9 protein-coding genes are annotated in these 13,961 nt (G+C 58.2%); 5 read left to right on the plus strand and 4 right to left on the minus strand.

The genetic code is table 11. The annotated features are described in order from the left end of the window. Positions 1 to 1,509 precede the first annotated feature (1,509 nt). Complete coding sequence (locus tag GC177_00005) at positions 1,510 to 5,730, minus strand: hypothetical protein (GenBank protein MBI1274340.1); 4,221 nt, start codon at positions 5,728 to 5,730, stop codon at positions 1,510 to 1,512. Between the two features lie 177 nt (positions 5,731 to 5,907). Here GC177_00005 and GC177_00010 point away from each other — a divergent pair, with 177 nt between their 5' ends. Continuing rightward, entirely contained in the window at positions 5,908 to 6,996 is a 1,089-nt protein-coding gene (locus tag GC177_00010; protein MBI1274341.1) for a glycosyltransferase, read from the plus strand. On the opposite strand, the gene GC177_00015 is transcribed toward GC177_00010, so the two are convergent. Then, entirely contained in the window at positions 6,986 to 8,269 is a 1,284-nt protein-coding gene (locus tag GC177_00015; GenBank protein ID MBI1274342.1) for an aminotransferase class V-fold PLP-dependent enzyme, read from the minus strand. The two genes, GC177_00010 and GC177_00015, sit on opposite strands and share 11 nt — an antisense overlap. A 94-nt stretch (positions 8,270 to 8,363) precedes the next feature. Then, complete coding sequence (locus tag GC177_00020) at positions 8,364 to 9,026, minus strand: RNA pseudouridine synthase (protein ID MBI1274343.1); 663 nt, start codon at positions 9,024 to 9,026, stop codon at positions 8,364 to 8,366. 69 nt (positions 9,027 to 9,095) lie between these two features. Between GC177_00020 and GC177_00025 the strand changes: the two genes are divergently transcribed. Further along, positions 9,096 to 9,686, plus strand: coding sequence for a hypothetical protein (locus GC177_00025; GenBank protein MBI1274344.1), 591 nt, complete (start codon positions 9,096 to 9,098; stop codon positions 9,684 to 9,686). A gap of 13 nt (positions 9,687 to 9,699) precedes the next feature. Here the strand turns inward: GC177_00025 and GC177_00030 are convergent, their stop codons facing one another. Beyond that, positions 9,700 to 10,395: a DedA family protein gene (locus GC177_00030; protein MBI1274345.1), complete on the minus strand. Its 696-nt coding sequence runs from the start codon at positions 10,393 to 10,395 to the stop codon at positions 9,700 to 9,702. A 121-nt stretch (positions 10,396 to 10,516) separates the two neighbouring features. On the opposite strand from GC177_00030, the gene GC177_00035 reads away from it, so the two are divergent. The 3 genes from GC177_00035 to GC177_00045 form a co-directional block, all read left to right on the plus strand. Beyond that, positions 10,517 to 11,722 carry a hypothetical protein gene (locus tag GC177_00035; protein MBI1274346.1) on the plus strand — a complete coding sequence of 402 codons (1,206 nt, stop codon included), beginning with the start codon at positions 10,517 to 10,519 and terminating at the stop codon, positions 11,720 to 11,722. Between the two features lie 83 nt (positions 11,723 to 11,805). Then, positions 11,806 to 13,530: a hypothetical protein gene (locus GC177_00040; protein ID MBI1274347.1), complete on the plus strand. Its 1,725-nt coding sequence runs from the start codon at positions 11,806 to 11,808 to the stop codon at positions 13,528 to 13,530. A gap of 209 nt (positions 13,531 to 13,739) precedes the next feature. After that, the coding region (locus GC177_00045) for a hemagglutination protein (GenBank protein ID MBI1274348.1) at positions 13,740 to 13,961 on the plus strand (222 nt) is incomplete at its 3' end.

Raw genomic sequence — 13,961 nt, forward strand, 5'->3', positions numbered from 1 at the left:
ATCGCCGCCGGTGCCACCCTGGCGGCCAACGCAGGCACCACCCATGCCATTACCATGAGCGGCTTCAGCGACAATAACTACAACCTGACGGTCAACAATGCCGGCACGCTCACCATCACCAAGGCCAACCTCACCGCCACGGTCAATAATCAAAGCCGCGCCTACGGTTACGCCAACCCCAGCCTGACACTGGCCGATGTCACCTTCACCGGCTTCCGCAACGGTCAGAACCACAGTGTCATCGACGCGGGCACGGTGGATGTGGCCGCCGGTGCCACAATGACGGCAGGGGCGGGCACCACCCATGCCATCAATCTGAACGGCTTCAGCGACAATAACTACACCCTCACTGTCAACAACGCGGGCGCGCTCACCATCACCAAAGCGGCCATCAGCCTGCAGGTGCAGAATACCAGCCGCGCTTATGGCGATGCCAATGGCGGCTTTAACCTGCTCGGCGTCACCGGCCTGCGTAACGGCGAGAATGCCGCCGTGCTCGACAGCATCACCTATGACGCCCCCACCGCCACTGCCGCGGCCAATGCGGGTACGGTTCACAACATCGCCGCCAATCTGACGGACGATAATTATTACCTCACCGGCACCACCGGCACGCTCGCCATCACCAAGCGCGACATCACCGCTACCGTGCAGGACGACACCAAACATTACGGCGATGCCAACCCGGGCTGGACCTGGCAGGATGTCACCTGGAACAACCTCGCCAATGGAGAAAACGGCGGGGTCATCAACAACCTCGTCATCGGCAGCGCGGCCACCCGCACCAGCAACGCGGGCACCACCCATGCCATCACCATCAACAGCTTTAACGACAATAACTATAACCTCACCGGCTTCACGGCAGGCACCCTGACAGTGGATAAACGCCCCATCACCGCCGTGATCGCCAACAAGGATCGCAAGCCGAGCGAGCAAAACCCGGCCCTGACCCTGCGCGATGCACGCTTCACCGGCCTGGTGAATGGCGATACGGCCTCTTCAATCGATACGGTTTACCTCAGTTACGCGCGTGGCTCCGGCTCCGATGCTTCTCCGGGCAGCACCCACGCCATCAATCTGGAGATCAACGACAACAATTACGTCCTGGCCAGTTACACGCCGGGTGTGCTGACCGTCGGCAGTCAGCAGCTTCAGCCCGGCATCAACGTGGTGATGGCCCGCCCCGAAGTGAGCACCAGCACCGGCCACAGCATCTTCGTGCGCGACAGCAGCCTGCGCCGCATCGAAATGGGCGAGATCGACAGCCCGCAGGCCGCCGCCTTCTATGCCGATGCGTCCGTCGGCCCTTATCAGTTCGATCCGTTTGCCGGCAAGGATCGCGGCATGTTCGATGTCGTTGAGCCCAGCTACGAACCTCTCAACAGCGTGGTCTATATCAGCGACATGGACCAGGTGGCCAGGCGCATGACGCGTCGTTGATTTCCAAGGCCACTCAAATAAAAAGGCGCCCGTAAGGGCGCCTTTCGCATGGGTCCGAATCCCGTTCGCTTAGACATCGCGGAAAGTTGCGTCTTTCTGAGCCTGTCCTTGCCCCACATTATCGGCCGTAAGGTCGCCGATAATGGCCCGTGCGGCATCCAGGTTCTGCACCTCCAGTCCGCCAAGCTGCATGGCCGCCGTATCCACGGCGTTCTTGAGCGCATGAACCGATTCCCATTGGGCATCGGTAAAGTCGGCGGGATCCATGGTCAGCAGCTCTTCCACACTCATAATGGTGCCGCCATAGACCTGGCCGTCAACCGTGGCGCTGTCAACGCCATCGCCCCGCACCAGCACATTGCCCTGGTCGTCGAACACCAGCCCGTCAAAGCCCTGGCCAACCACGGCCGTCACCGTGTTGCGAAGCTCGGGGTTTGCAATGATGGCGCTAAGGTCCGGCTCATCGGTGTTGACCGCCGGTTCCCCGGAATGCGCGGCCACCAGCCCTTCTTCGATCAATGCGCCGCTCTCCGTGCTGAGGGTGGTCACCTCCGCCGCAGGCACCTCCGGTGCGGCAACGCCAGTGGTAACGGCGGCCGTCACCACCTGCTGATTCTGCTCATGATCATAAATGTCGGGCGAGAAGAGGGAAGGCGGCTGGCCGCCGCGTTCCACCGTGGCGCGCTGTTGCTCGGTCCACAGGCTCTCTGGCAGTGCATGGTCTTCCGGCGTGGCCGACAGGTCGTTATTGACCTGATAGAGCTGCGTGGTCTGTGCGAACTGACCGCCCGTGGTGAAGCCATATTGCGCCTGCAGGGCGATAGTGGCATTTGCGCCCTCGGTAAAGGGTACGCCATCCACAATGGTCGGGTGGCCGACTGTCTCGATCCAGTAAAGGCTCTTATGGTCGGGTTGTGCCGTGATGTAATTCTGAATGCCCGCGCCTTGCTCCACATGCTGCGCGGCGTTGGGGTCGGCAATCACTTCGGTAATGGGGTTGCCGTCGGGGTCCAGCATGGGGCGACCGTTGGCATCAAGCATGGGCTGCGTGGTATATTGCGTCCCCGTGCTGATGATGATACCGCCATCCCAGTAGGTGCCATGCGCATCCGTAAATTCATGGCCGCGATATTGCTCAATGCGGCTGTCCATGCGCTGGTTATTTTGGTCGTAGAAGAAGCTCGGCCAGGTATCCACATAGAAGGCCGTGGCCTGCCCGGTGGCACGCGCATCCGCCACCACCTGCTGGCTGGGCGTCAGAATCCGGTCATTGATGCCCTGTTCATAATATTCCATCAGATAGGCTTCGTTGCTAAACCCTTGAACACGGTTTCCACCCGGCGCATCCAACAGCACATATTCGATGCCGTTGTCGGGAAGGGTGTTGGTGACCACCAGCCCCGCTTCCATCAACTGATCCAGGGTCGGCTGCGGCCCGGTATACACGCTTACCCCTGCGCCATAGCCCGCATAGAGCATCGCCTCGGAGCGCATCGTCAGCTGCACGGCCTCATTGGCCAGGTTCAGCTGGATATCGCCGCTCAGGCTGGGCACGATATTGCCGTTCGCGTCATAGCTTGGGATAATGGCGCCCTGCGATTGCAGGAATGCGACCGCCGCATCCATCTCCATCTGGCTGGTAGGCGGGTTGGCGCCGTCGTAATGCAGGTTGTTCAGCAGGGCGTTGAGGCGATTATCACCCATGGGCGAACCTTCGGGGTTTCCGCCCACGGCGATGTTGATCTCGCCGCGCACTTCCAGCCGCAGGTTCTTGAGCCCTTCCGGGTTATCCCGCTGGAAGTCCAGCAGCGTTTCCATCGTGTAGAACGGCTCGCCGGTTGCGGGATTAATGACCCCCATCATGGCGCCATCGACAATCGGCTCCTGAATATTAAGCACGTTGTCGGAGCGGCCGGTGGTGCCGTCTTGCCCATTGGTATTGCCTTCGGCCAGGATACCGCCGAAACGGTCCTTATGCACCTGGTCGCGCGTGCCGGTCGCCACGTCGGCTTCCGGCTGGGCCGTTGTGGCGGCTTCCACTTGGGCCTGCAGGTCCTTGTTCACCTGCTCAAGCTGTTCCGGAGTCGGCGTTTCGCCCTGTTTCAGCTGCAGCGTGGTGCTGAATTCACCCACCGAATAGGTAATCACAAACACCGGCTGCTCATTGGGTTGAAGCTGCACCAGCTCGTACTGCACCTCGCACTGCTGCTCCACCGTGTCGGAGGCTTCAAGGCATTTGAACGTCACCTCGTTCAAGCCTTCATATTGCAGGAGGAGTTCGCCAATATCCTTCACCCAGCTGGCATCGATTACCCCCGCGCTGATCAGGTCGGGTATATGACCATACTGATCGTTGGCCACCAGCGCGATGGTGCCATTCAAGTCGTTGGCAGGCCGAATAGCAACAGATGTGCCGGTTTGCAGGGCGACATTGGCCGAGTTCAGTTCATCCGTTGATGCATTGGGATTATTATGAATAAAACGCAGGCTGTCATAAACCGAAGCAGGGTCGTGTTGCGTTTTTTCGCTGAAGAACGAAACCGTTCCATCGGGGTTTTTAACCCCCACAATCAAGTGCACGCCGGCGGCTTCCAGGCGCTGCATTTCTTCTTCGTCCAATCGCCCGCCACTGGCCATCATCGCATCGATTTCGGCCTGATCTATCAAATCGTTGGTGGATGAAAGCCCCATCATAACGGGAACGCCGACCTCGGCATTGTTCATATGCGCCAGCAACCCGTTGGTCAGGTCTGCCGCATCCTTCGCCTCCTGTCCGGCTTCATTGGTACTGGCAAGGTCCACAAGCGTGGTAACATCCCCCACGGCCTGTCCGGTCTGCATTTCCGTCCAGCTGTTGAAATCCACGCGATAAACGAGCACTTCATTGCCCTGTGCGTCGGTTTCATAGCTGGTGGTGACGTTAACCTGGTGGCCGTCGGCGGTCACCACCACATTCAATCGGCCATCATTATTGGCCACCACTTCGCCGGTTTCGCGTTTTTCCACATTATCAAGCGGCGGGCGGCCGTCTGAGAAGGTGATGGTGCCGGTGGCCGGGTCGAACGTGCCTACGGCCTGCCCATTTTGATACACCGTATTGCCTTCATCAATATTCAGCCCGCTCAGCACCACCTGTGCGGGTGGCGCCAGATCATCCTTGGGCGGAATGATGGCATCCTCGATTACCTCCACCACCTTGCCATTAGCATCCAGGATGGTGATGGTCTGGCTGTCGTAATCCGCCACATACTGATAGCCCTCGACGGGCTCATCCGCCGTCACCACATAATTTCCGTCTGCATCCAGGGCGATATTATAGCCGCTGTCTTCCTGTCCCTGATGTATCACCTCGCCATTGATGGACACGGTACCGTTATCGGCGGTGACCACGGTAACGGTGTTGGTTTCCTGCGTATCCGGGTTATTGTCGTCATTGGCGGTCACACCATCCAGAATGCCCTGGCGCACATCCGCATCCAGCGTATCCGTCACATCCGTTCCGGTACTGTCGAGAATACGCCCATCCACCACCGTGTAGGTCACGGTGCCTGGCGTATAATTCTCCGGCGCATAGCCATCCGCCACATCCGATGCAGTGGATGTTTCTGTGGGGGTCTCGGTTGGCGTTTCGCTGGAGTTTTCCGTGGTATCCGGCAACGGTTCGACCGGCCCTGTGCTGCTGCCTGGCAACTCGGGGTTTGAGTTATCCTCATGAAGAAATGCCACCACGGCATCCGGCCCTTGGGCAAGGATATTGGCTGGCACCTCGCCGTTGAGAATGGCGTCGGCGTCCGCCCCGGTCAGTTCATAGGAATCAATAACTTCCTGAGTTAGATCAATGCCCAACTGCGTTTCCAAGGCATCAATTTGTTCCTGAGAAACAGGCGCTGGCGTAGTTTCTTCCGCGGGAGTTTCTTCTGCGGGAGTTTCCTCTGCGGGAGTTTCCTCTGCGGGAGTTTCTTCTGCGGGAGTTTCTTCTGCGGGAGTTTCCTCTGCGGGAGTTTCTTCTGCGGGAGTTTCCTCTGCGGGAGTTTCCTCTACGGGAGTTTCTTCTGCGGGAGTTTCTTCCGCGGGAGTTTCCTCTTCGGGCGCTTCAGGCGTATTTTGTGGAGCAGAACTAGAGGGAGTGGTGACAGGCACCTCATTAACGGTGGGAGCCGCTTCTGGAGGAGCGGCGGCTTCAACTACGGGGGCCGCAGGCACTTCAACGGGGGCTGCATTATTTGCGGGAGGATTTTCTGGCAGCGATGGATTTGCATTATCAGTAGTATTTTCAGCGCTATCGCTCATCCGAAACTCCCAGTTTTGATAGTAATTTTTTACCCCAATTTGGTTAACAATGGTTAAAATAACCATGAAGTTTCTGTGACAAACGGCCTATATCGTTAATACAAATCAACCAAATCCATCGGCCATGTTTTAGACATTATTAGTCTCTCTCCAGGTAAATATAGCTATGGAGAAAACATGGCCGTAACCCTGTCCCTGGCAATGATCGTGAAAAATGAGGGCGATCTGATTGAGCGCGCGCTCAGCTGCGCCAAGCCCATATGCGATGAAATGATTGTGGTGGATACCGGTTCGACCGATGACACCGTTGCCAAGGCTGAGGCCATGGGCGCGAAGCTCGCCCATTTCGCCTGGATTGATGACTTTGCCGCCGCGCGGAATTACTCTTTCTCCCTCTGTACGGGCGACTGGATTCTATGGCTCGATGCCGACGACATCATCACGCCGGAAAACCAGCGGCGGATTGCCCAGCTCAAATCACAGCTCGATGATTCGCTGGATGCGATTTATCTGAATTATCATCATACCGCCTCCACCCATCTGTTGCGTGAGCGGCTCATCCGCCGGGGCATAGATGCCATCTGGAAAAATCGCGTGCACGAGGCCATTTATGGCCTCATTCCCGCCCGCACCAAAACATTCCCCGATATCTTCATCACGCACCAAAAACCGCCGGAGATGAACGCCCTCTCGCCGCGCCGTAATCTGGCCATCCTCATGCAGATGCTTGCCGATGGCGACGAGAGCGGCCGCACGCTCCGCCTCATTGCGCGTGAGAATTACACAATGGGCAACCTGAATGAGGCAGTCGCCTTTTACGAGCGCTATTATGCCACCACCCCCCCGGTGGACAGCTACATGGTGCGCGAGATGCTGCGCCTGGCCCGCGCCTATGCCTCCACTGGCAAGGATGAGAAGGCCCGCGAAAGCTTTGGCCGCGCCATCATGCTCATGCCCGATATTGCCGAGGTCTATTACGAAACGGGCAAATACCTCGTGGAACGCAAACAATGGGCCGCCGCCCTGCCGCTCTTCGCCGCCGCCATTAGTATCCCCAACTCAGGCAAGGGTAATATCGACCCCGAAGCCTACGGCCCCAACCCGCATGATTACATCAGCATCTGCTACCACAGCCTCGGTCGCTACGAGCAGGCCATCCACCATGCGGAGGAGGCCCTCCGCCTCGGCGTCAAGGATGCCGACCGCGTGAAGCGCAACCTCAAACGTTCGCAGTATGCGCTGGATAAGCTGATTGCTAAAGCTTGACGGAAAGCGCCTGGTCCAGGTCCGCCTTGATATCGTCAATATGCTCAATGCCGATGGAAAGCCTCACCGTGCCGGGCATAATGCCCGCATTCTTCAGCTGCGCTTCCGTCAGTTGATGGTGCGTGGTGGAAGCCGGGTGAATGCACAGGCTCCGGCTGTCGCCGATATTGGCCAGATGGCGAAAAAGCTTGGTATTCTCTACAAACGCCTTGCCCGCCGCATAGCCGCCCTTCAGCTCGATGGAAAACACCGCGCCGGGCCCTTTGGGCAGGTATTTTTTTACCAGCGGTTGATAGGGGCTGTCCTTCAGCCCTGCGTAACTCACATTCGCCACGGCCTTGTGCTCTTTCAGAAATTCCGCCGCTGCCTGTGCGTTGGCCACATGCTTTTCCATGCGCAATCCCAGTGTTTCCACCCCCGCCAGCGTGAGGAAGGCCGTCATGGGTGACATGGTCGCGCCGATGTTGCGCAGCCCCAGCGCATGCGCGCGCATCGTGTAGCCCAACGCGCCGAATTTTTTGTGGAAGGAAATATTGTTATAAGCGGGCTCAGGCTTGCTCATTAGCGGAAACCTGTCTGACGCGCTCCAATCGAACGTGCCTTTATCGATCACCGCCCCGCCAATGGTGGTGGCATTGCCGGTAATGAATTTGGTGGTGGAATGCACCACGATATCCGCCCCCCAGTCAAACGGCTGGCAGAGATAGGGCGTGGCCAGCGTATTATCGACGATCAGGGGAATGCCCGCCTCATGCGCGATATCCGCCACCGCCTGAATATCCACCACCGACCCGCTCGGGTTGGCGAGCCCCTCCAGGAAAATAGCCTTGCAGTTTGGCGTGATGGCCTTGCGGAAATTCTCCGGCTCATCCGGGTTCACAAAATGGCACTCCCAGCCAAATTGCTTGTAGCTATGCGTGTAGGTGGAGACCGATCCTCCATACAGTTTGTTGGAAGAAACAAACGCATCCCCACTTTGCATGAGGTTGAACAGCGAAAGCATTTGCGCCGCATGGCCGGAGGCCGCGCAGGTGGCGCCCGCGCCTTTTTCCAGCGCCGCCAGCCGCCCCTGCAGCGCCGCCACCGTCGGGTTGGTCAGGCGGGAATAAACATAGCCCGCTTCCTCCAGCGCAAACAGGTTGGCCGCATGCGCCGCATCATGAAAAACAAACGCCGCGCTTTGATGAATCGGGGTTTGAATGCTTCCGGTAACGGGGTCGGGCGGGGTTCCGGCATGAATGGCGAGTGTATCGAAATGCCAGTTCTTCTCCATACCCATAGGGTCGTCCCTTTCACGATGGTTTTGCTATGCTAGTCTTCCGTCAGGGTGAAAAGCAAACAAAACCCATGCTGCGCCGCAATGGCCGCTAATCGTTGAAGCCGCAACGGCGCAGCTGTTCCAGCATATGCGCCGGCGCTGGGGCCAGCGCGGCGATGGGCGGCTTTTTCTCGTATAGAGGCAGCGTAATGGCGCGCGCATGCAGCATCATCGGCGCATTCACCGGCTGCGGCCCATAGATGGGATCCCCCACAATCCGGTGTCCGATGCTCTGGCAATGCACACGTATCTGGTGCGTGCGTCCTGTGACGGGCTTCAGTTCCAGCCAGCTGAACCCGTCGCCCGCGCCCATCAGCTTCCAATGCGTCTGCGATGCCTGGCCCTTGGCGTCCACCACCATGCGCCAGCCTTTTTCTTTGCTGCTGATTTTCAGCAGCGGCGCGTCGATGAGTCCGCCTGCTTCGTTCGGCACACCATGCACGATGGCCCAGTAGGTTTTTTCCGCCAGGTTCTCACTAAAAATGCGCCCCAGCCTGCGCAACGCCTTGGGGTGCCGCCCCAGCACCAGGCATCCGCTCGTGTCCCGGTCCAGCCGGTGAGCCAGGGCAGGGGGCCTGGGCAGGCCGAAGCGCAACTGGTCGAAGTGATCCTCCAGGCTTTCGCCGCCCCCCGGCCCCCGGTGCACATTGATGCCTGCGGGCTTGTCGATGATCAGCACCAGCGCGTCGCGGTATAGGAGAGAAAGTTCCATGGAGCCGTTTCGTTAAATTGTCATGATAGGCGGTTAACCACTAACCTATCCGCGTAACAATGCAATCCCATGAATCCAGCCATCCAGCGCCATAAAGCCGCCTCCGTCCTTTCCGCCTTCACCTGGGATATCTCCGGCATTGGCGAGGAAAACCTGCGCCCGCGTGAAAGCGCGATGGACCCGGACGTGCAGGCCTCGCTGTTGAGAAATGGTCCGCTGAGAATAAAAGGCACCATTCAAATGGAAGATCTCTGGAGGGCGTGCCGGGCAAAGGGCGTCTATGTGCCCATCCTCGACGAATACACCACGAAAGATCAAATACTCGGGGTACTTCAGGATATATTGAGCATGGCAGGTATCCCCTGGCCGATGGACGCCTACACCATCATCCTGAGCGATAAGGAATGGCGAGCGGCGTTGAAACAGGTGCCTGCCCAACGCGACTGGGGGCCTCTGCAGGGGGGAGGTACCCGTTTTTCACACAACGAGGACGGCAATCTAACCCCCTATCCGATTCCCTCTGTCATATGGCATGACGACGGTAGCATTCTTTTGGAGATATCCGGTCTGGATGTTGCGCTGCTGGCGGGGCTGGGCGTAAAGCCGCTTCCTTCGGCGGATGCCTATAATGCAATTCCGGAATCCTGGCGCGGCATTTAACCTGGGGTAAGGGCTAACCTGGGGTAAGGGCGCTTTTTTCCCGCTGCCTGGCCCATTTGCGCCAATACCACAAACCCGCGCCGATCATGGCCGCAAGCAGGCCCACCTTGATGAACAGGATGTAGCTTTTCACCAGTTCCTGATTTTCGCCAAGGTAATAGCCAAGCGCCAGCAGCACCACCGTCCATGCCGTGCCGCCAAGCAGCGTGTACAGACAAAACAGATCAAGCCGCATGCGCCCCAGCCCGGCGGGAAATGAGATATAATGCTTCACACCCGGCAGAACCCGGCCGATCAGGGTGCTTTTGCCGCCATGCGCCACAAAATAGGCATCGATTTTGGCAAGCTTTTCCTCGTTCATCAGGAAATACCTTCCAAAGCGCAGGATAAGCCTTCTACCCAGATGGTAGGCGATGGCATAATTGATAAACGAGCCCATCAGCGTGCCCGCCGCACAGAAAAACAGCACCCAGCCCCCGCTCATATGCCCCTGCTGCACGAGATAACCGGCCGGTATCACCGTTAATTCGGCGGGGATAGGCACGAAAGTGCTTTCAATCAGGGTCATCACAAACAGGCCCAGATAGCCCATGCTGTGCACCCAATCCACCAGCCATGTGATAAATGATTCGATCATGTGAACCTCTCGGGCATAGCTTCTAGCCATTAGAACAAGGCACGTCATGGTATTTTTGCATCGGCCCTGCATTATCTGTGCCCGGTCTGGGGCGTAAACCCATAAGCGGTTGGCATTAAGAGAATAATCTGCTAGCCATCCCCTTTACCGTTTGCCGGTGCCGCTTCAACATTTGGATAAACAGTCTCGCGCCATGCCAAATGCACTTCGCTTTTCTTCCGCCTTTCTGGCGTTGATGTTGCCGTTGCTCACCGCCTGCGCCGGGGCTGGCCCTGCCGAACAGGGGCACGCCGTCACCGTGGCCAAGATGGACATCAACCCAGGCAACGCCGCCGTCAGCAGGGATGGCCGTATATTCGCCAGCATTCATCAGTTTCGCCCTGCGCCCGTCCGCTTGGTGGAAGTGCATGCCTCCGGCTCCTATGAGCCTTTCCCCAGCGCCGCCTGGAACGATGCCTCCCGCCCGTCCGGCAGCCGTCTGGTCAGCCCGCTTGGGGTGAAGGTGGATGGCCGCAACCGTCTCTGGGTCATCGACAATGGCAATGAAGGCGCCAATGCCTATCCACCAAAGCTTCTGGCGTTCGATATTGCTTCACGCCGCATGGTGTTCCGTCATCAGTTCCGCGCCTCCGTGGCGCAGCCCGGCTCGTTTGCACAGGATATCGCCGTGGATGACAAGCGCGGCTTTGTCTACGTAGCCGATGTGGGCAAGGTGGCCCCTCCCGCCTTGTTGGTGGTCAACACCCGCAACGGCGCGTCCTGGCGCATTGAAAACATTCCCGGTCTGGCGCCGGAGGGCGTGAACATAAGCGTGCAGGGGCACCGGCTGGAAATGCCGGATGCCAACGGCCCGGCTCGCATCGGGGTGGATCCCATCACCCTCTCGGCCGATGGCGAAACGCTTTTCTTCGGCCCCATGAGCGGCACATCCTGGTATGCCGTTCCCGCCTCCATTCTGCGCCGCCATGCTTCCGAGGGCGAGGTGGCTGCGGCTGTCCGCCGCGTCGGGCCAAAACCCATATCGGACGGCGCCGCCACCGATGCGGCAGGCAATCATTATTTCACCGATATTGAAAACAGCGCCATCAGCATGCTCACGCCTTCCGGCACGCTCAAAACCGTGGCGCAGGACGATGAGCTGCTTAACTGGCCGGACAGCATTGCCATTGGTCCGGACAATAAACTCTACGTGGCCTCCAACCAGCTTCACCGCTCGGCATTTTTCAATCACGGGCAGGAAAGCGGCCAGCCGCCTTACCGCATTGTGTCTATCAGGCGGCCTGGCTCCCGTCAGGCGCCGGTGGCAACCAGCGGCAAGATGGACCCCTGCGATATGGCAACCGATGATGGCATCTGCCTATTAAGCTGGCGCGGCGGCAAAAAAGGAAAACAACGGTGAATTTAGCCTTTCAGTATCATTTAAGGCTTTTTTTACGCGCCCATGGTTTGAAGGGCGTGGGGAAACCTGTTACAGATTCATCGATGACAAAAAAGAATAAAGCACGGGATAAGGCATTTGCGACGTTAGCCGCCATCATGGTGGTTGCGCATGGCTATGCCGTGCAGGCGCAGGTTCCGCCGGGAATCAGCAGCGCGGCCGACCCGGCCCAGGCCGACAAACGCCTGAATACCCCCCCCATGCCGGAGCCGCCATCGCCCCAGCCGGAAGTTACACCTGGCCAGTTACCCATGGAAGCTGCGCCCCAGGGTGCCGAGGCCATTGATTTCACGTTGAAAGAGCTGACCATTGAAGGCAGCACTGCCTACACCGACGAAACGCTTCAGAAATATTATGCCGATTTCGTCGGCAAAACCATCCGCCTGAGCGACATCTACGCCATTGCCCAGGCCATCACCCAGCGTTACCGCGACGACGGCTACTTCCTTTCCAAGGTCATCGTGCCGCCGCAAAGCATCAAGGATGGCAAGGTCAAGATTCAGGTGATCGAAGGCTATATCGCCGATGTCGCCATTCAGGGCGATTTGCCGGAAACAGGCGTGATTCAGGGCCATATCGAACGTATTGAAGCCCAGCGCCCCATCGACATTCACACGCTTGAGCGCCACCTGCTGCTGCTGAACGATCTCGCCGGCATCAGCGTGCGCGGCGTGGTGGAGCCGATTGAACAGAATACCCCCGGTTTCACGCCCGGCGCCGTTCGCTTGGTACTGATGGGCGAAAAAGAGACATCCTCTCCCGCCGTGACGGTGGATAATTACGGTTCCCGCTTTATCGGCCCCTATCAGGTTACCGGTCGCTACAGCATTGCGGGGCTGACGCAGCCCTACCACGATATTTCCGTTGTTGGCCTTATCTCTGTTCCGACAGAAGAGATTCAATACGGGTCCGCCCAGTACAGCCTGCCCATCGGCGGCAACGGCACGCGTCTGGAAATTGGTGCCGGGGTCAGCCATGCCAGTCCGGGATTCCATATTGAGGATCAGGACATCCAGGGGGACAGCAACCACGTGCGTCTGGCCATCAGCCATCCGTTTGTGCGTTCCCGCCGCGAGAATTTCACCATGACCGGTGAATTAACCATCCGCGATAACAGCTCCGACATTCTCACCTCCCTTTTATATGAAGACCGCCTGCGCATTGCCAAGGTAAGCGGCAATTACGACATTGTGGATGACTGGGGCGGCGCCAACGTCATGAGCATGGCCGTCAGCCAGGGGCTTGATATCCTTAACGCCACCAACGATGGCGATGTCAACATTTCCCGCGCGGGCGGCAAGGGCGATTTCACCAAGCTTGAAGCCAGCTATGCCCGGCTTCAGTCCATCAGCGGCCCATGGAGCGCTTATGCGGCGGTGAATGGCCAGTTTGCATCCGGCCCGCTTCTGGCATCGGAGGAATTCGCCATTGGCGGCCCTTCTTTCGGCCGTGGTTATGATCCGTCCGAATATACGGGCGATCATGGCTTGGCCGCCACATTAGAGATTCGCTACGACATGAGCACGCCATGGGCTGGCGTCACGGCGCAGCCGTTTATTTTCTATGACATCGGCAAAGTATGGAACCGTGATGTAGCGGCGGATGACAAGGCCGTTGCCTCCGCCGGTATCGGTACCCGCCTCAATATAGGCGATCACATTTCCGCCACCGTAACGGTCGCGCAACCACTGATGGGCCCGGTGCCCAACCCGCCATACGGCGATGGCAACGCACCGCGCGTTCTGGGGGCGGTAACCTACCGCTTCTGATCTGTAGCATCCCTGCACATAAATAATTAACGTATGTCCTTTTGTGACATGTGATGGATGCTGACATCCTCCCAATGGCTCAATCTCATGGGTATTGCCGGGTTATAGCCCTCAAACTATCTGGCATTTTAAGTAAATTTTAGCTGGTTATTTAACCAACTTTTACCTTTCTGCGGAATAGTGGAAGGTAGGAGAATAGCCAAAAACCTATGAAACGCGTTATAAAAACATACAGCGCCAAAACGATACGGGTAACGGTTGCCGCAGCCATGCTGGCATCCGCCTCGCCATTTGGTGCGATGGCCAACCCTGTTGGCGGTGTTGTTAGCGGCGGTTCTGCGACGATTGGCAGTAACGGCAATGTGCTGACGGTGAACCAGAGCACGAACCGCGCGGTGATTGACTGGCGCGGGTTCGACATCGCCCCGCAT

The sequence above is a fragment of the bacterium genome (assembly GCA_016124905.1).
In the GTDB taxonomy this organism is placed as follows: Bacteria; Pseudomonadota; Alphaproteobacteria; order Rickettsiales; family RI-342; genus RI-342.

Excerpts from the sequence above, each read along its gene's own strand:
- GC177_00005 (MBI1274340.1), bottom strand. The coding sequence starts at position 5,730 with ATGAGCGATAGCGCTGAAAATACTACTGATAATGCAAATCCATCGCTG.
- GC177_00010 (MBI1274341.1), top strand. The coding sequence starts at position 5,908 with ATGGCCGTAACCCTGTCCCTGGCAATGATCGTGAAAAATGAGGGCGAT.
- GC177_00015 (MBI1274342.1), bottom strand. The coding sequence starts at position 8,269 with ATGGAGAAGAACTGGCATTTCGATACACTCGCCATTCATGCCGGAACC.
- GC177_00020 (MBI1274343.1), bottom strand. The coding sequence starts at position 9,026 with ATGGAACTTTCTCTCCTATACCGCGACGCGCTGGTGCTGATCATCGAC.
- GC177_00025 (MBI1274344.1), top strand. The coding sequence starts at position 9,096 with ATGAATCCAGCCATCCAGCGCCATAAAGCCGCCTCCGTCCTTTCCGCC.
- GC177_00030 (MBI1274345.1), bottom strand. The coding sequence starts at position 10,395 with ATGCAGGGCCGATGCAAAAATACCATGACGTGCCTTGTTCTAATGGCT.
- GC177_00035 (MBI1274346.1), top strand. The coding sequence starts at position 10,517 with ATGCCAAATGCACTTCGCTTTTCTTCCGCCTTTCTGGCGTTGATGTTG.
- GC177_00040 (MBI1274347.1), top strand. The coding sequence starts at position 11,806 with ATGACAAAAAAGAATAAAGCACGGGATAAGGCATTTGCGACGTTAGCC.